Annotated in this window: 19 protein-coding genes and 1 pseudogene; 18 read left to right on the plus strand and 2 right to left on the minus strand. The window is 34.4% G+C overall.

Translation table 11 applies throughout. The features are described from left to right. Window positions 1–99 precede the first annotated feature (99 nt). From ABUA27_RS08205 to scpB, 12 genes and pseudogenes are all read left to right on the plus strand, one after another. Complete coding sequence (locus ABUA27_RS08205) at window positions 100–663, plus strand: DUF402 domain-containing protein (RefSeq protein WP_006506926.1); 564 nt, start codon at window positions 100–102, stop codon at window positions 661–663. Next, complete coding sequence (gene tsaE, locus ABUA27_RS08210) at window positions 644–1,090, plus strand: tRNA (adenosine(37)-N6)-threonylcarbamoyltransferase complex ATPase subunit type 1 TsaE (RefSeq protein ID WP_129980847.1); 447 nt, start codon at window positions 644–646, stop codon at window positions 1,088–1,090. Before ABUA27_RS08205 ends, tsaE begins: the two co-directional genes overlap by 20 nt. Continuing rightward, the gene (tsaB, locus tag ABUA27_RS08215; RefSeq protein ID WP_022424244.1) at window positions 1,083–1,688 is read left to right on the plus strand and encodes a tRNA (adenosine(37)-N6)-threonylcarbamoyltransferase complex dimerization subunit type 1 TsaB; all 606 of its coding nucleotides are present in this window, start codon (window positions 1,083–1,085) and stop codon (window positions 1,686–1,688) included. Before tsaE ends, tsaB begins: the two co-directional genes overlap by 8 nt. A gap of 5 nt (window positions 1,689–1,693) precedes the next feature. Further along, window positions 1,694–2,083 (plus strand): annotated as a pseudogene (rimI, locus tag ABUA27_RS08220) (ribosomal protein S18-alanine N-acetyltransferase); the annotation flags it as partial. 33 nt (window positions 2,084–2,116) lie between these two features. After that, on the plus strand, window positions 2,117–3,130 hold the full coding sequence (gene tsaD, locus ABUA27_RS08225; protein WP_022424246.1) for a tRNA (adenosine(37)-N6)-threonylcarbamoyltransferase complex transferase subunit TsaD: 1,014 nt from the start codon (window positions 2,117–2,119) through the stop codon (window positions 3,128–3,130). Then, a complete protein-coding gene (locus tag ABUA27_RS08230) occupies window positions 3,123–3,767 on the plus strand; it encodes a redox-sensing transcriptional repressor Rex (protein ID WP_022424247.1) in 645 nt (214 codons plus the stop codon). Before tsaD ends, ABUA27_RS08230 begins: the two co-directional genes overlap by 8 nt. A 5-nt stretch (window positions 3,768–3,772) precedes the next feature. Next, entirely contained in the window at window positions 3,773–5,158 is a 1,386-nt protein-coding gene (gene asnS / locus ABUA27_RS08235) for an asparagine--tRNA ligase (protein ID WP_129980849.1), read from the plus strand. 42 nt (window positions 5,159–5,200) lie between these two features. Next, a complete protein-coding gene (locus tag ABUA27_RS08240) occupies window positions 5,201–6,628 on the plus strand; it encodes a metallophosphoesterase family protein (RefSeq protein ID WP_287844688.1) in 1,428 nt (475 codons plus the stop codon). Then, a complete protein-coding gene (locus tag ABUA27_RS08245; RefSeq protein ID WP_217746921.1) occupies window positions 6,625–8,004 on the plus strand; it encodes an NAD(P)-dependent oxidoreductase in 1,380 nt (459 codons plus the stop codon). Before ABUA27_RS08240 ends, ABUA27_RS08245 begins: the two co-directional genes overlap by 4 nt. 80 nt (window positions 8,005–8,084) lie before the next feature. Then, complete coding sequence (locus ABUA27_RS08250) at window positions 8,085–8,927, plus strand: folate family ECF transporter S component (RefSeq protein ID WP_349820545.1); 843 nt, start codon at window positions 8,085–8,087, stop codon at window positions 8,925–8,927. 10 nt (window positions 8,928–8,937) lie between these two features. Continuing rightward, window positions 8,938–9,675 (plus strand): segregation and condensation protein A, encoded by a 738-nt coding sequence (locus tag ABUA27_RS08255; protein ID WP_022424251.1) that lies wholly within the window; start codon window positions 8,938–8,940, stop codon window positions 9,673–9,675. After that, complete coding sequence (gene scpB, locus ABUA27_RS08260) at window positions 9,662–10,252, plus strand: SMC-Scp complex subunit ScpB (RefSeq protein WP_129980853.1); 591 nt, start codon at window positions 9,662–9,664, stop codon at window positions 10,250–10,252. Before ABUA27_RS08255 ends, scpB begins: the two co-directional genes overlap by 14 nt. A gap of 13 nt (window positions 10,253–10,265) precedes the next feature. Here scpB and ABUA27_RS08265 read toward each other — a convergent pair whose 3' ends face one another. After that, window positions 10,266–10,628 (minus strand): hypothetical protein, encoded by a 363-nt coding sequence (locus ABUA27_RS08265; protein WP_022424252.1) that lies wholly within the window; start codon window positions 10,626–10,628, stop codon window positions 10,266–10,268. A 113-nt stretch (window positions 10,629–10,741) separates the two neighbouring features. Between ABUA27_RS08265 and ABUA27_RS08270 the strand changes: the two genes are divergently transcribed. Further along, the gene (locus ABUA27_RS08270) at window positions 10,742–11,296 is read left to right on the plus strand and encodes a DUF5662 family protein (protein ID WP_349820546.1); all 555 of its coding nucleotides are present in this window, start codon (window positions 10,742–10,744) and stop codon (window positions 11,294–11,296) included. Between the two features lie 30 nt (window positions 11,297–11,326). Beyond that, on the plus strand, window positions 11,327–12,070 hold the full coding sequence (locus ABUA27_RS08275; protein ID WP_129980855.1) for a pseudouridine synthase: 744 nt from the start codon (window positions 11,327–11,329) through the stop codon (window positions 12,068–12,070). 29 nt (window positions 12,071–12,099) lie between these two features. On the opposite strand, the gene ABUA27_RS08280 is transcribed toward ABUA27_RS08275, so the two are convergent. After that, on the minus strand, window positions 12,100–12,276 hold the full coding sequence (locus ABUA27_RS08280) for a ferredoxin (protein ID WP_022424255.1): 177 nt from the start codon (window positions 12,274–12,276) through the stop codon (window positions 12,100–12,102). 117 nt (window positions 12,277–12,393) lie between these two features. Between ABUA27_RS08280 and ABUA27_RS08285 the strand changes: the two genes are divergently transcribed. The 4 genes from ABUA27_RS08285 (at window position 12,394) to ABUA27_RS08300 (ending at window position 16,580) form a co-directional block, all read left to right on the plus strand. After that, window positions 12,394–13,014: a hypothetical protein gene (locus ABUA27_RS08285; RefSeq protein WP_129980856.1), complete on the plus strand. Its 621-nt coding sequence runs from the start codon at window positions 12,394–12,396 to the stop codon at window positions 13,012–13,014. 12 nt (window positions 13,015–13,026) lie between these two features. Further along, on the plus strand, window positions 13,027–13,689 hold the full coding sequence (cmk, locus tag ABUA27_RS08290) for a (d)CMP kinase (protein ID WP_129980857.1): 663 nt from the start codon (window positions 13,027–13,029) through the stop codon (window positions 13,687–13,689). Between the two features lie 11 nt (window positions 13,690–13,700). Further along, window positions 13,701–15,008 (plus strand): ribosome biogenesis GTPase Der, encoded by a 1,308-nt coding sequence (gene der / locus ABUA27_RS08295; protein WP_117459621.1) that lies wholly within the window; start codon window positions 13,701–13,703, stop codon window positions 15,006–15,008. Between the two features lie 180 nt (window positions 15,009–15,188). Continuing rightward, window positions 15,189–16,580: a L,D-transpeptidase family protein gene (locus ABUA27_RS08300; protein WP_349820547.1), complete on the plus strand. Its 1,392-nt coding sequence runs from the start codon at window positions 15,189–15,191 to the stop codon at window positions 16,578–16,580. Window positions 16,581–16,757: the final 177 nt, after the last annotated feature.

Genomic DNA, 16,757 nt, shown 5'->3' on the forward strand with positions numbered 1-16,757 from the left:
TAATCATTTTACTGTTTATATAGATAAAATTGAGGGTAGTGTATTTATGCTATGTGATATAGATTTTTGACACTACCATAGGTTGAAAGAGGTTTGATTATGAAGAATTCATTAGTGGGGCAGGATGTGCTCATCCATTGCTATAAACATGACGGTAAACCACATCGTACGTGGTCACGCTGTAAGATATTAGAAGAAACAGATCGCCATTTTATCGGTATAAATAATAATACATTAGTTACAGAATCAGATGGTCGTTCCTGGGTCACTAAAGAACCAGCTATCTGTTATTTTCCTAAGGATAGATGGTATAATGTGATTTGTATGATCCGTAGTGATGGTATCTATTATTATTGTAATATTGCCTCTCCTATATTATATGATGGAGAAGCACTTAAATATATTGATTATGACCTTGATTTAAAGGTATGGCCTGGCTATCGTTATAAGGTGTTAGATGAAGGTGAATATGCGGCTCATCGTATTAAATATCAATATTCAGATGAATTAGATGAGATATTCCATGAACAGCTCAATCGTTTGATTGTGATGACGATGAATGCATCTGGTCCTTTTCGTGCAGGATTTGCCCAGGAGTGGTATAATAAGTATCAGCAGATGATGAAAAATAGAGGAACTAAAAATGATAAACTTAAAAAATGAAGCTGAAATGATTGCTTTTGGTAAACGTATTGGAGAAACAATCTTTCCCCATTCTATTATCACATTAACAGGTGATTTAGGGGCTGGTAAGACTACATTCACAAAAGGAATAGGGCAGGGACTTGGCATCAAGAAGATCATCAATTCTCCAACTTTTACTATTGTGAAGGTTTATTCTGGACGTATGACCCTCTATCATTTTGATGCATATCGCCTAGAAGGGGCAGATGATGATTTGGGGTTTGAGGAGATGTTTGAAGATGATGGCTTATGTGTGATTGAATGGCCACAGTTTATTGAAGACATTATTCCAGAAGAAAGATTAGAAATAGAAATAATAAAGAATGAAGATGAAACACGTTCTTTAAAGCTTCATCCTATCGGTGAAAAATATGAGAACTATGTGAGGGAGGTTACACATGATTAGTTTAGTGATGGATACATCAAATAGTTATTTAGCTGTAGGCTTATATCAGGATAATGTGTGTCTAGAAGCCTTCCAGGAAAAAGGCTCTAGAAGACAATCAGAAAAAGCAATTCCTACATTAAAGGAAGTGCTTGATCGTCATCATATTGCATTGAAGGATGTCAATGAAATGATTATCACATCAGGACCTGGCTCTTATACAGGTGTCAGAGTAGCTATGACTATCGCAAAGACACTTGCTGCAGTGTCTGATGTAAGAATTAAATCAGTCAGTTCTTTAGCTGCTTATGCAGGTATGAATCAGGCATTAAGTGTTATTGATGCAAGAGGACATAAGGTCTTTGTTGGTGTTTATGAAAATGGTCTTCCTTTAATTAAGGAACAGGTCGTGACTTTAGAAGACTTTGCCCACTTACGTGCTGAATATGAAGACTTTGAACTTGTGGGTGAAGTAGGATGTCTTGGATTAGATGAAAAAGAATGTGATCTTTGTGCTAATATTTATGCATTAGGTCAGATGGCTGATCCAATCAAGAATGTAGATCTATTAGTACCGACATATATTAAAGATGTTGAGGCTAAGAAAGCATGTTATTAAGAGAAATGCAGGAAGAAGATCTTGATGAAATTGAAAGACTAGAAGGGTTATTATTTACTCCTGCCTGGTCTAAAGAAGATTTTCTTCATGAATTAAAGACAAATGATTATGCTCATTATTATGTTCTTGTAGATGACAAAATTGTTGGTTATGCAGGATTCTGGTATGCTTATGAAAACTGTGAACTGACTACAATTGGTATTGATCCAAATTATCAGGGAAAAGGCCTTTCTAAGTTATTGATGGATTATGGATTAAAAGAAGGACATAATAAAGGATGTATGAATTATAGTTTAGAAGTACGTGTATCAAATGAACGTGCGATTCGTTTATATAAGAGGTATGGCTATGAGATATGTGCTATACGTAAAGATTATTATGCAGACCATGAGGATGCCTATCTCATGGTAAGAAAGGAGGAAAAAATAATGGCTGTTATTCTTGCTATTGAATCAAGCTGTGATGAAATGAGTGTTGCAATTCTTAAGGATGGAAAAGAGTTATTAAGTCATGTTGTTGCATCACAGATCGATATCCATAAACAATATGGTGGTGTTGTTCCAGAAATTGCCAGTCGTAAGCATGTTGAATGTGTCAGCACTGTTTTAAAGGAAGCACTTAGTCAGGCAGATATTTCTATTGAGGAGATTGATGCAATTGCAGTCACTAAAGGACCAGGACTTGTAGGTTCTTTGCATGTTGGGATGCAGGAAGCCAAGACATTGGCTATTTATTTAAATAAGCCTTTGATTGGTGTACATCATATTGCGGGGCATATTTATGCCAATGAGCTCGTAAATGATATTGAATATCCTGCAATGGCATTAGTTGTTTCAGGAGGACATACAGAACTTGTTTATATGAAAAAGGAATTCTCTTTCGAGGTTATTGGTACAACATTTGATGATGCAATTGGAGAAGCCTATGACAAGGTAGGACGTGTTTTACATCTTCCATATCCTGGAGGACCTGTATTAGATAAAATGGCACATGAGGGAACTCATAGCTATACACTTCCTAAACCGCTTGATGATGGAAGCTATAACTTCAGTTTCAGTGGCTTAAAGAGCGCTGTCATCAACTTAAAGCATAATGCAGACCAAAGAGGAGAGGAAATCAATGGCAATGACTTAGCCTGCTCATTCCAGGATGTGGCTATGGATACGATTGCTTCTAAAGCTTTAGCAGCTGCTCATGATCTTGGTGTAAAGCAGATTATTGTAGCAGGTGGTGTAAGTGCGAACAAAGGTCTCAGAGAAAAAATGAGTACAAGTGATATTCCTGTTATTTTTCCACCATTGAAGTATTGTACAGATAATGCAGCAATGATTGCATCTGCTGCAAGTATCATGTATAAATATAATATGTTTGCCCCTTTGGACTTATCTGTTAAGCCGGATTATGACTTAGAGGCGGAAAGTGTAGGAGACAACTATGAGTAATGAAAAGAAACAGAAAATTTCACGTGCGACGATGACACGTTTTCCTGTTTATTTGAAGGCTTTAAGAGTTATGGGGCATGAAGGTAAAGAAAACTTCTTATCGAGTGAACTTGCAGAAGTTACTCATATCCAGGATACGACTATTCGTCGTGATTTTGGCTTTTTGCCTCAGAAGAATACACTTGGTAAAAGAGGCTATGGTTATGATACAAAAGAGATGATTGAAACACTCAGTGACTTCTTAGGTTTAGGACTTGATGAACCTATTATTCTCATTGGTGTGGGTAATTTAGGATCAGCTATTTTGAAATATAACCGCTGGAAATATACAGTGGGACAGATTGTCTGTGCTTATGATAAAGATGCTAATATTGAAGGTGAACGTTTTGGTGTCAAGATTCATAAGAGTGATGATTTGGAAAAAACATTTCCTAAGGACTGTAAGATTGCGATTCTCGCAATTTCTGATAATGTACAGGAAATGGTGGACCGCTTAGTAGCATTAGGGATTAAAGGCATTGTAGACTTCACCCACTCTCATTTCATTGTACCTCAGGGAGTAGAAGTACAGAATGTGGATGTTGTTGTCGCAATACAAGAATTAGAATTAAAAATGAAATCGAATACAAAGGAGTAAGAAGGATGTTTGAATTTATGACAGTAAGAGAACTTTATGAAATCTGTCGTGCAGATAACGCAGTAGAAACAGATAACGTAGAGTATGTAGAATTAGAAGGATGGGTAAGAACAAATAGAGATAGTGGTAAACTAGGATTCATCGCATTAAATGATGGTTCTTATTTTAGAAACTGTCAGGTTGTTTACTTAAAAGAAAAATTAAAGAACTTTGATGAGGTTTCACATATCTCAACTGGTTCAGCTATTCATGTATTAGGTAAATTAAAATTAACACCTGATGCAAAACAGCCATTTGAAGTAGAAGCCACTGAAATTATTCTTGAAGGTGACTGTGATAGTGATTATCCATTACAGAAGAAGAGACACTCTTTTGAATTTATGAGAGAAATCCCTCATTTAAGACCAAGAGCAAACTCATTCTATGCTATCTTCAGATTAAGATCTGTATTATCTATGGCTATTCATGAGTTCTTCCAGGATCAGGGATTCGTCTATGTACATACACCAATCATTACATCTAATGATGGTGAAGGTGCTGGAGAAATGTTTAGAGTCACAACTATTGATGATACTGATTTCTCTAAGGATTTCTTTGAAAAAGAAGCTTACTTAACAGTAACAGGACAGTTACATGTAGAAGCATTCGCTATGGCATTTAGAGATGTATATACTTTTGGTCCTGCATTTAGAGCTGAAAACTCAAATACATCAAGACATGCCAGTGAATTCTGGATGGTAGAACCAGAAATCGCATTTGCTGATCTTGAAGATGATATGTGTTTAATTGAAGAAATGGTTAAATACTGTATTCAGTACTGCTTAGATAATGCTCCAGAAGAAATGAAATTCTTTGAACAGATGGTTGACCATGACTGTATCAACCGTATCACAAAGGTTAGAGATTCTCACTTTGCACGTATGACTTATACAGAAGCTATTGATCATTTATTAAAAGCTGATGTGAAGTTTGACAACAAGGTTGAATGGGGTATTGACTTAAATGCTGAACATGAACGTTATATCTGTGAAGAAGTTGTAGGTGGTCCTGTATTCTTAACAGATTATCCAAAAGAAATCAAAGCGTTCTATATGCGTTTAAATGATGACAACAAGACAGTTGCAGCTTGTGACTTATTAGTACCTGGCATCGGTGAATTAGTTGGTGGTTCACAGAGAGAAGAACGTTATGATGTTCTTGAAAAGCTTATGGATGAAAAGGGCATGAACAAAGAAACACTACAGTGGTATATGGATTTACGCCGCTTTGGTGGATGTAAGCATGCTGGATTCGGCTTAGGTTTTGACCGTTTCTTAATGTATTTAACTGGTATGGCTAACATCAGAGATGTAGAACCATTCCCACGTACACCACGTAACTTAAAATTCTAAAAGACCACATATGTGGTCTTTTTTCTTAAAGGAAGTACTATTATGGATGAATTTAGTGGTATTAATGCTTTTTTTAATATGATTTATCATCATGACCGTGCTTTTTCTCGCGCTTTATTGGATTACCAATCTTTTAATGATTATCGACAGTGGTTAAGAAATCATCACATAGAAATTAGAGAACTCGATATGATTGATGAGTATTCATTCAGTATGATTCGTCCTGGTATGACAATCAAGGATATATCCATGCTGACACATACTAATTTGCAGGAAGGTTTACAACGTATCCGTTCTTTCCTTAAAGATAAGATTTTCTTATTTCTTATTCCTGGTATTAATAAAGAAATTAAAGACTATTCTTTTACAGGGGTGGACTATATCTTTACAATAAGCAAACCTTTTAAGCAGGAAGACTTGTCTTTCTTAGATCCATTCCCTGGACTACTTGAAGCTTTATTTTATGCAGATGAATGGCCTGGAGGACTCATATTTAATTCTCAACATGCATCCTTTTACCCATTACATAGTATTTCCCAGGCAAAGGCATTACAAAAGAGAATTGATGAGAAGACAATGTTTAATAAAGAAGGTCATTCTTCATTTATTTATCATTTATCTGATTTACATCTAGGTCCTAAAAAGAAGCTGAAAGCAGTCTCTAATTTACTAGATTCATTAGATGAATGTGATCAATATGCACAGAGTTCTCATCAAAAGCAGGTCTTTATTACAGGAGATCTTATGAACTCTCCTAATACAAAGAATATGTATCAGGCCAATGGCTTTATGACAATGATTAGAAAGAGATATAAGGCAGATATCACCTTTGTGTTAGGTAACCATGATATGATAGTAAAAGGCTTGAGTATTGGTGGAAGACAACGTACAAAAGTCATAGCCTATTTACTAGGTGAAAAGATCAAGGTTATAGAAAAAGATAAGATTGTACTTGTAAAGATAGATTCTAATGCTGGTGGTAATTTAGCTAGAGGAATGATCACAAGAAGACAATTAGATCAAATAGATTCAGAACTTGCAGGTATAGAAAATCTAGAAGATTATACGATTGTGGTCTTACTACATCATCATGTATTTAAAGTCTCTAAGTCAGACTTCTTAAAAATACAATGGCGTGAAAAATCTATATTTGGAAGTATATTGGATAAATCTAAGGCACTTGTAGATGCAGAAATGTTTGCCACATGGCTCACACAGCGTCATATTAAATATGTGCTTCATGGTCATAAGCATGTGCCTTATTTCATGAATAAAAAAGGTACATACTATATCTCAGCAGGAAGTGCAACAGGTGGCTTAAAAGAAAGTGAAAGTCATTACTATTCTTATAATGTATTGCGTTATGATTATATGGATAAGAAGATGAAAACATGTCTGATCTTCTATGATGATAAAAAGAAAGCAGAAAGACAACGTGTTGAAGTATATTTAATGGAGGAAGATGAATGAAATTAGTTGATAAAATGAAAGATGAGCGATTAGGAATTGCGATTTTATATAACTTCTCAAAGGGATATGAAAAACCTGTTCCTATGGAACTTTATGACATTGTATTGCCTTTTATTTATCATGATGCATTTAGAAAAGAAATTTTAAAGCATGATACATTAAAAGATGTTATTGAAGCATCAATTGAAGCAGATCCACATTTTAAAGAAGTGATTCTTGAAGCCATTAATGATGATGAAGGCATTACCTCTAAAGCATTAGGTATGGCTATGATGGGTGGAATGCTCACATATGAGATGATTGATGGAAAAGTTTGTGGAAAATTACATGAAGCTGAAGTTTTAGACTTTAATGAATGTATTATTTTTGGTAAGATGATGCAGGACCATACAAAAGAAGAAATTCTTGATTTATTACATCAGGAACTTCGTATTGTCTTCTTGCAGGTAGAAACACTTGGAAAAGATGTGGATACACATATCTTTGATGATCTTGGAAGAGTGACTTATCATGAAAATGTAGACCAGTTAGATGTCATTTCTCTTTGTAAGGATGCAGATATTGTTATTACAAATAAGAATCTGTTTAGAAAAGTAGAAATTGACCGCTGTCCATATCTTAAGATGATTGCTGTAACAGCCACTGGTACAAACAATGTAGATTTAGATTATGCAAAAGAAAAAGGAATCCGAGTAGCTAACGTAAAAGGATATTCTACTGAAGCCGTTGCTCAGCTTACTCTTGCATTATGTCTAGAACTCATTGAACATACATCACGCTATGATAGTTATGTAAAATCACATCAATATGAAAAGGATAAGGTCTTCTCATTCTTTGGTTACTCGTTTCATGAACTATCTACTATGACTTGGGGAATTGTTGGTCTAGGCGCAATCGGTCAGCGCGTTGCACGTATTGCGGAAGCATTAGGATGTCAGGTGCAGTATTATTCTACAACTGGACATCATCAGGATGAACACTTCAAGCAGGTGGATTTTGATACATTACTTAAAACAAGTGACATTATTTCTATTCATTCACCTCTTACAAAAGAGACAGAACATTTATTTGATGCAGAAGCTTTCAAGAAGATGAAAGATACAGCTTATCTTATTAATGTAGGACGTGGTCCTATTATCGATGAAGAAGCATTAAGTGATGCATTAAATAATAACCTTATTGCTGGAGCAGGTTTAGATGTATTTGAAAAAGAACCACTTCCTTCAACAAGTCCTTTATATAGTGTTGATCCTCACAAGGTCGTTTTCACACCACATGTCGCATGGGGTTCAGTAGAAGCAAGACATCGTTTGATTCTTGAAGTACGTGAAAACATTATCGCTTTTATTAAAGGCGAGGACCGTAATAACTGTTAAAAAAGAAAAGGAGGAGCCTATAAGAAGGCAAGTGTACGGTCAGAGATGATCGGAATTAACGTCTGTGGACTAGCGATAGGTTGAAACAGAAACATTTGTTTATTGTAGCATTTAAAAAAATGATTCAAATTATTATTGTATGTATTTTAGTATTACTTGGTATTTACTGTTTTAAGTTTTACCCATTAGAAAGAAGAAATACCAAAAAGCTCGCATTTAGTGCTTTAATTATTATCATCACATTGATTTTGAAGAGACTTACTATTATGGTACCGTTATTTGGTGCTGAAAGCTTAAAGATTGGTTTTGAATATATTCCTGTTATGTTAGCAGGTGTGATTCTTTCACCAAGCTATGCTTATCTCATTGGTTTAATTACTGATTTACTTGGTTTAGTGATATCCCCAACAGGATTCCCATTCTTTGGATTTACACTCAATCAGGTACTGATTGGTTTAATCCCATCACTGATTGCTGTAAAAGTAAAGAATGTAGATGGAAAACGATTCAGTAAGATTGTATGTCTCATGATTGCATTATTTGGTGGAGCAGGATCGCTTTTTGTTGCTTTACAAAAAACAATCTCTATCGGTAAAGTCACTTATACATTAACATCTTTACAAAAAGGTGTTATGATTGGACTCTGCCTTATTGCCTCTATAGGTTTTATCTTGTTCATGTTGAAACGCACAAAGAATATGAAAGACAATGATGTGTCATTATTTGGTACTTGGCTATTAAGTGTTATTCTAGTAGAACTTGCAATTACATTCTGCTTAACACCTTTCTGGCTACAGATCATGTATGGCATTCCATTTGTGGTATCTGTAAGTATTCGTGTGATTAAGGCATGCTTTATTATTCCATTAGAAATCATTATTGGATTCCCATTATTGAAACAGATGGATAAATTATATAAATAGGAGTATAGATATGGAATATCAGGTCACAGTTGACCAGTTTACTGGGCCGCTCGATCTCTTGCTTCATCTAATAAAAGAACATGATATGGATCTTCTTGATCTTGATGTAGCGGCTGTATGTGACCAGTATCTCGCTTATATTCAAACAATGGATCCTTCACTCTTAGAAGCTGTCTCTGAATATTTAGTTATGGCAGCCTGGCTTATTGAAATGAAAAGTAAACTATTACTTCCTAAGCCAGAAATAGATGAAGAAGATGATTATGAAGCAGAAAGAAAAAGAATGATTGAAAGACTGATTGAAAAGAACCGTATTAACGGTATCTTAGAAGCCTTTGAAGCTTCTTATGATAAACGTCAGACAATGCATTCTAAAATACCTTCAGCACTTGAAGAATATCTTCCTAGTGGTGAAGAAACTATTCCTGAGGGAATGGAAGTATATGATCTCATCAAGGCAATGCAAAGAGTCATGCAAAGACGTGCATTACTCCAGCCCCTTGAATCAAAGATTGCACGTGTAGAAATATCTATTGATGAAAGAACTGAACAGATCAGAAGCTATTTCTTACGTCATAAAGATAAAACTGTTGATTTTGAAGACTTGTTTGATGAAGGAGACCGCTATTTTGCGATAGTCACATTCCTTTCTATTCTAGTCTTAGTGAAAAACAGTGAGTTATTGATTACTCAAAGTGGTAATTTTGAAAAGATTTATTTGAAAGGAACAAGCTATGGACAAGAATGAGTATTTATCAGTCATAGAAGGTATGCTTTATATCTATGGTGATGAAGGTGTTACAATTAAAGATGTTGCGGAAGCATTAGAAATCACTAAGAAAGAAGCATATGAACTGATGGATGAATTACTCTCTTATTATGCTTCTAAAACAGTTAAGGGTGTAGATATATGTGATTTTGGTGGTACTTATAAGATGGTCACATTGCCTCAGCATGATGTCTATTATAAGAAGATGATGACTACAAGTGGTAGAAAACTATCTAAATCAGCCTTAGAAACATTAGCTATTGTGGCTTATTATCAGCCTGTTACTAGAATTCGTATTGAAGAAATACGTGGTGTAGGCTGTGAATCAATGATTCGTAAGCTTTTAGCACAAGCCCTTATTAAAGAAGTAGGACGTGATGATTCACCAGGTAAACCAGTCTTATATGGTGTTACTGATGAATTCATGGATGCTTTTAACTTAAAAAGCTTGGATGAATTACCAGAACTTAAAGAAATTGAATCTGAATTTGATGAAGAAGATATCTTCAATACAAAATATCAGGAAAAGGTAGAAGAAAAGCCAGAAACGAATTAGTTTCTGACTTTTTTTATAGTTTACATTCTTTTAATAGTTTTAAACGACGTTTATAATACTCTATCTTTTCTTTAACCTGTTTCTTTACTGCCACAGAAGTTGATTCTGCAAGAGAAATGGTACCAAGCATGATCAAGAGTGTCACGATTGGCATTCCAAATAAGAATAACTTAGAATGACTAATAAAGAAAAGGATACCTAATACGACAATACTTATTAATGCATATCTTAAAGTACGCATACCTAAGCAGTAACTATATATTTCTGCTCTCACATTTTTGTAGGAATTCTCTAAGAAAGTAATAACCTCCTCACAGCTTTCTACATCAAGTGAAGCATCATCAATATTTGTTTCTATTTCAATGTGAAATGCCATAGTTCTACCTCCAATTCTCTATCATTATAACATTGAATTCTAAAAAGAAAAGACATATACTTAAGAATGATTTTATGTTATAGTTGTAGACACACAGAAATGAGGAAAATACAGTGCATATATGGGGACATTTTAAAACAATCACAAAACATAAGATATTAGTAGGAAAGCTATGCTTTAAAGTACACTTATATAAGCAGGGCTTATTACATGACTTATCTAAATATACTCCTACTGAATTTATTACAGGAATCAAGTATTATAAAGGTACTTATTCTCCTAATAGTGTTGAAAGAAATGAAATAGGCTATTCAACAGCCTGGCTTCATCATAAAGGCCGTAATAAACATCATTGGGAATATTGGGTGGATTTTACTAGAAAAGGGCAAGTACCTGCCAAAATGCCTTATAATTATGTACTAGAGATGTTCTGTGATAGAGTTGCAGCAAGTAAGATATATGAAGGAAAGAATTATACAGATGCCTTTCCTCTACAATACTATGAATCAGGACAATATTCATATATATTACATCCTGAAACACGTGCCTTACTTCGTTTTATGCTTGTCTATTTAAAGGATCATGGACTTGATGATACAATCAAGATGATTAATAGACATCATGATTATGATGAATATTTTGTTGAATTTAAGGACGATTTAATGTAGATTAGTTAATGGAAAAGAAAGGGTGAAACAATGGAAGAAAGATTACAAAAAGTCATTGCACAGAGTGGTTATACTTCACGTCGTAAAGCAGAAGAACTCATTCAGCAGGGTAAAGTTACTGTGAATGGTGAAGTGGTAACAGTGCTTGGTACTAAGGTCACTAAGAAAGATACAATCTGTGTCAATGGAAAACTTATTAATAAAGAAGATAAAGTATATTATTTATTCTATAAACCAGAAAAATGCGTATGTACTATGAGTGATGAACATGATCGTACATGTGTAGCAGATTATTTTAGTGATAGTAATGAAAGAGTTTATCCAGTAGGAAGACTTGACTATGATACAACAGGTGCTTTATTTATGACAAATGATGGTGAATTTGCGAACCTTATTATGCATCCATCTAGCCATTTAGAAAAGGTGTATGAAGTATCTGTTAAGGGATTACTTACTAAGGCTGAAAAGAACCAGCTAGAAAGAGGAATTTATCTAGAAGGTGTTAAAACATTACCTTGTGAAATTGCGATTACTGGAAATGATGAAGAACATGGTACAACTATGTTGATGATCCGTTTAGTAGAAGGCAAGAACAGACAGATCAAGAAGATGTTTGAAGAAGTAGGACATCCTGTTAAGCGTTTAAGAAGAATTATGATTGGTCCAATCGACTTAAAGGGATTAACTCCTGGTACTTATCGTCGTTTAAAGCCTAAAGAAGTTAATGTATTACGTACTATGGCTTTAAAAAAGAAGAACGCAAACAAAAAATAAAAGAGGATGCATCGCATCCTCTTGCTTTATTATTCAGCTTCAATTACGCCAACTGGGCAGCCGTCGATAGCATCCTGAACAGCTGGATCTTCAGTTTCTTCAACGATTACCTTTGCTAATCCTTCGTCATCTAATTCGAAAACGTCTGGACAGATTCCTGTGCAAGCACCGCAACCTAAGCAGCCTTCATTAACTTTAACTTTCATTTACATATCCTCCTTATTTCATATACATCTATTATAACGGATTATGAGGTTTTTTGAAAGTTATTTTCTTAATTTTATAGGTATGCTATAATAGATACGATTAGGTGGTGATATTATATGTCAGAACAGACAAGAATGTCTAAGTATAAAGATTTACGTGATAATATTGATGATGATATGAGTTATGTACCTCATGAAGAGGATGATAGTGATGATGATTTCTTATCATTTATTCCAAAATCAAATCATCATGAAAGTCTAGAACCAAAGACATACGAGACACTCAAATATGAAAGCAACCCATTTGAATCATTACATGAAGAACGTGATAGTGTGGCTAGAACACGTATTGATACACGTCTTGATATTTTGAATGCAATGAAAGAGGATGCTTCTTCACAGGATACCACCTGTGATTATCATACGTCTGAGTTAAGAAGAGGACATGCAGTAAAGGGCGGTAGTTTGATGGATAAGCTTGCTGCAATGTCACCTGAAGAAGATGTTGAAGCTTTTAGAAAGTATAGTGAAGAAATACCACATCGTGAACCAGTAAAAACTGAACCAGTAGTAAGAACTACAGCACACGCTGAGCATGAGAGAAGACATGCACAAAAAAGAGCACCATTACCTGAAAAACAAGAAGATTCTAAACTTACAAAGATCTTAAATGGTGTTGTAGGATTACTTGTTGTTGCGGTGATTGTATTTATTGTTATGACTTTTCTGAATATTTAGGGGGATTTTAGAATGAAGAAAATTGCTATTGCGATTGATGGGCCTGCAGCTGCGGGTAAGTCTACGATTGCTAAAAGAGTTGCAAATAATCTAGGTTATACTTATATTGATACAGGCGCAATGTATCGCTGTGTGGCATATTATGCACTTGTTAAAGGCGTTGATTTTCATGATGAAAATGCTGTCTGTCGTTTATTACCAGAAATCAAGATTAAATTGATGCCTGATAACACTGTCTATTTAAATGATCGTGATGTAACTTCAGATATTCGTGTCAATGAAATTAGTGCAGGTGCATCTATTGTTTCTGCTTATTCTAAGGTAAGAACATATTTAGTAGCACAACAAAGAGAAATGGCCAAAGAAGGTGGCGTTATTCTTGATGGTAGAGATATTGGAACTGTCGTATTACCAAATGCAGAATTAAAAATTTACCAGGTAGCATCTATTGAATGTCGTGCTTTACGTCGTCATAATGAAAACTTAAGTCGTGGATTGAATTCTGATCTTGATGAAATCAAGAAGGAAGTGGCTGCACGTGATGAAGCAGATATGACACGTGAGATTTCTCCATTGAAGAAAGCAGATGATGCGATTGAAATTGATACTTCAGATATGACTATTGATGAAGTTGTTGCTCATATTATGAATTTAGTTGAAGAAAAGACTCAATAAGGAGGCGAAATATGAAAAAAGGTATTGTTGCGATTGTAGGTCGTGCAAATGTTGGGAAGTCTACATTATTTAACCGTATTATTGGTGAACGTGTTTCTATTGTAGAAGACGTACCAGGTGTTACAAGAGATCGTATTTATGCGAAAGCAAGCTGGCTTACAAAAGAATTTAGAATTATTGATACCGGTGGTATTGAATTAAAGAATGCTGATTTTAGAGAACAGATCAAGACTCAGGCTGAGATTGCGATTGAAGAAGCTGATGTTATTATCTTTGTAGTTAATGGACGTGAAGGTTTAACAAGTGAAGATAACTTTGTTGCAAGAATGCTTCAGAAGTCAGGTAAACCTGTACTTTTAGCTGTTAATAAGATTGATGATGTCGCATTTAGAGACAACATTTATGATTTCTATAGTTTAGGTATTGGTGAACCAATTCCTGTCTCAAGTGCTCATGGTATTGGTGTAGGGGATCTTCTTGATGAAGTCATTAGAGTGCTTCCAGATGAAGAAGATGAATTTGAAGAAGATGAAATCAAGGTATCTATTATTGGTAGACCAAATGTAGGTAAATCTTCTTTAACTAATGCAATCCTAGGTGAAGACCGTGTTATTGTTTCTAATATTGAAGGAACAACAAGAGATGCCATTGATACAGCATTTGAAAAAGATGGTTATAAGTATAGAATCATCGATACAGCAGGCATGCGTAAAAAAGGTAAAGTCTATGAGAATATTGAAAAATATTCAGTACTACGTGCTTTAAAGGCTGTAGAACAGAGTGATGTTATTCTTTGTGTTGTCGATGGTGAAAGAGGTATTATTGAACAGGATAAGCATGTAGCTGGTTATGCACATGAATTAGGTAAATCTGTTGTTTTAGTTGTTAATAAGTGGGATGCTGTCACTAAAGATGAAAAGACAATGGCTAAGATGGAAAAGACTTTAAGAGAACAGTTCAAGTATCTTGACTATGCACGTATTGCCTTCGTTAGTGCTTTAAAGAAACAACGTATTAATACATTATTTGATTTAATTGTAGAAGCTTATATGAATGCTCATAAACGTGTAACTACAAGTGTATTAAATGATGTTATTGTAGATGCTCAGGCAATGAACCCTACAACTACATTTGAAGGTGGAAGACTTAAGATTTATTATGCCAACCAGGTTGCAGTACAGCCACCAACATTTGTATTATTTGTAAATGATCCTAAGTTTATGCATTTCTCATATAAGCGTTATCTAGAAAACTGCTTAAGAGATCGTTTTGGATTTGAAGGAACTCCAATCCATATTATTTGCAGAAAAAGAGACTAAACTGACCATAAAAGGTCAGTTTTTTTGCACTTGTTTATCTCTATAAACGACTATAAAGTAATAAACATATCCTAATCTCATTGATATATATATATATATATATATGTTATAATATAAATAATCTTTAAAATATTAACTAAAAATTAATAGGTTAATTGAGGTTTAAGGGGTGTTTATTTAATGATCAATTTAAAAAAGAAAAGTATTATAGTTATTATGTGTATCATTGTAGTGGTTCTTTTAGGTGGTATAGGTATCTATACTCTTACAAAAGTTCCTAAGTTTGTCTTAAAGGATAATAAAACGCTTAAATTAGAATATGGTAAGAAGTTTCCTTACGATGCAATGGAATTATTAGATACTAAAGACATGGATGTAAAAGATCATAAGAAATTAGTAAAGGGATTAAAGGTTAAATCCAATTTTAAATATGAAGAAGGCAAGAATTATTTTGCGATTGGTGATTATAAGATTACAATGACTTTTATACAAAAAAAACTTATTAAAAAGGTAAAGGTAGTTGATACGACTGCACCAGAAGTCAATACTGATTATGCAAGTATTGATATTGTGAAAGGAACAGATTTAAGTAAATTTGATTTTAATGCGCTAGGTTTATTTAATGCTTCAGATTTATCACCTGTAGAACTAAGTTATGATTTTAGTGCTATTGATGCAAATAAAGAGGGGACTTATACATTAAAGGTGAATGTGAAGGATAGTTCAGGTAATACAACTACTAAAGAATTACCAGTAAATATCACTCCTGTAGCTAATTCAAATCAAGAACTTGTGACTGAGACAATCACTAATGAAGAAGGTAAAAAGGTCATTCGTAATACCTTAAAAGACAAAGAAGTGCCTCAAGAAAAGGCAGTAGAGACAAAAACTGAAACACATTCTAATAATGCATCTCAAGCTAAAAAACAGGTTTCTTCTTCAAATAACCCTTCTGTATCATCTCAATCACCATCTGTAAGTCAGAGCTTTGTTGCTAATATGTCTATATCAAAACATACAACTCAAGCTATTACAGTAGTGGGAAATGGTGGCAGTTCTGCAACTTTGACAGTACATACGAAACACAATGGTGTTTGGACTGAAACATTAAGCTGCAGTGCGAGAGTAGGTAGCAGGGGAATTACAGGAAGTAAACGTGAAGGCGATAAAAAGACACCAAGAGGTGTTTATAGCTTTGGACAGGCCTTTGGTATTGCAGGTAATCCTGGTACATCTAAAAGCTATCTTCAAGTCAACAACAACCACTATTGGGTGGATGACAGCAATAGCTCTTACTACAATAAATTAGTCGATGCGAGCCAGACAGGTATCCAATGGAGCAGTGCTGAGCACTTAGTAGACTATCAAGAAGCTTATAGATATGCCATTGCGATTAACTATAATACATCTTGTACTCCAGGAGCTGGTAGTGGTATTTTCTTACATTGTTCTACTGGCAGGGCCACAAATGGCTGTATCAGTGTCTCTCAAGGTGATATGATTCGTATATTAAAAATGCTTCAAGGAGATGCATTGATTGGTATATATCAGAACAAAAATAGCTTATATTAGTTTTTGTATTGTATAAGGAGAATTAAAATATTTAAAAAATTCTCCTTTTTTACTGTTATTTTTTAAAGAGAGAACTTAAAAAAGACTTTGAATGTAAGCGCTGTCAACCGAAATTGATAATGTCTCAAAAATAATCAAACATTAGCACCACAACGGTGCTTTTGTTTTGCAGCATAA

The organism is Catenibacterium sp. RTP21428st1_D7_RTP21428_210409, from assembly GCF_040227455.1.
Classification (GTDB): domain Bacteria; phylum Bacillota_I; class Bacilli_A; order Erysipelotrichales; family Coprobacillaceae; genus Catenibacterium; species Catenibacterium mitsuoka_A.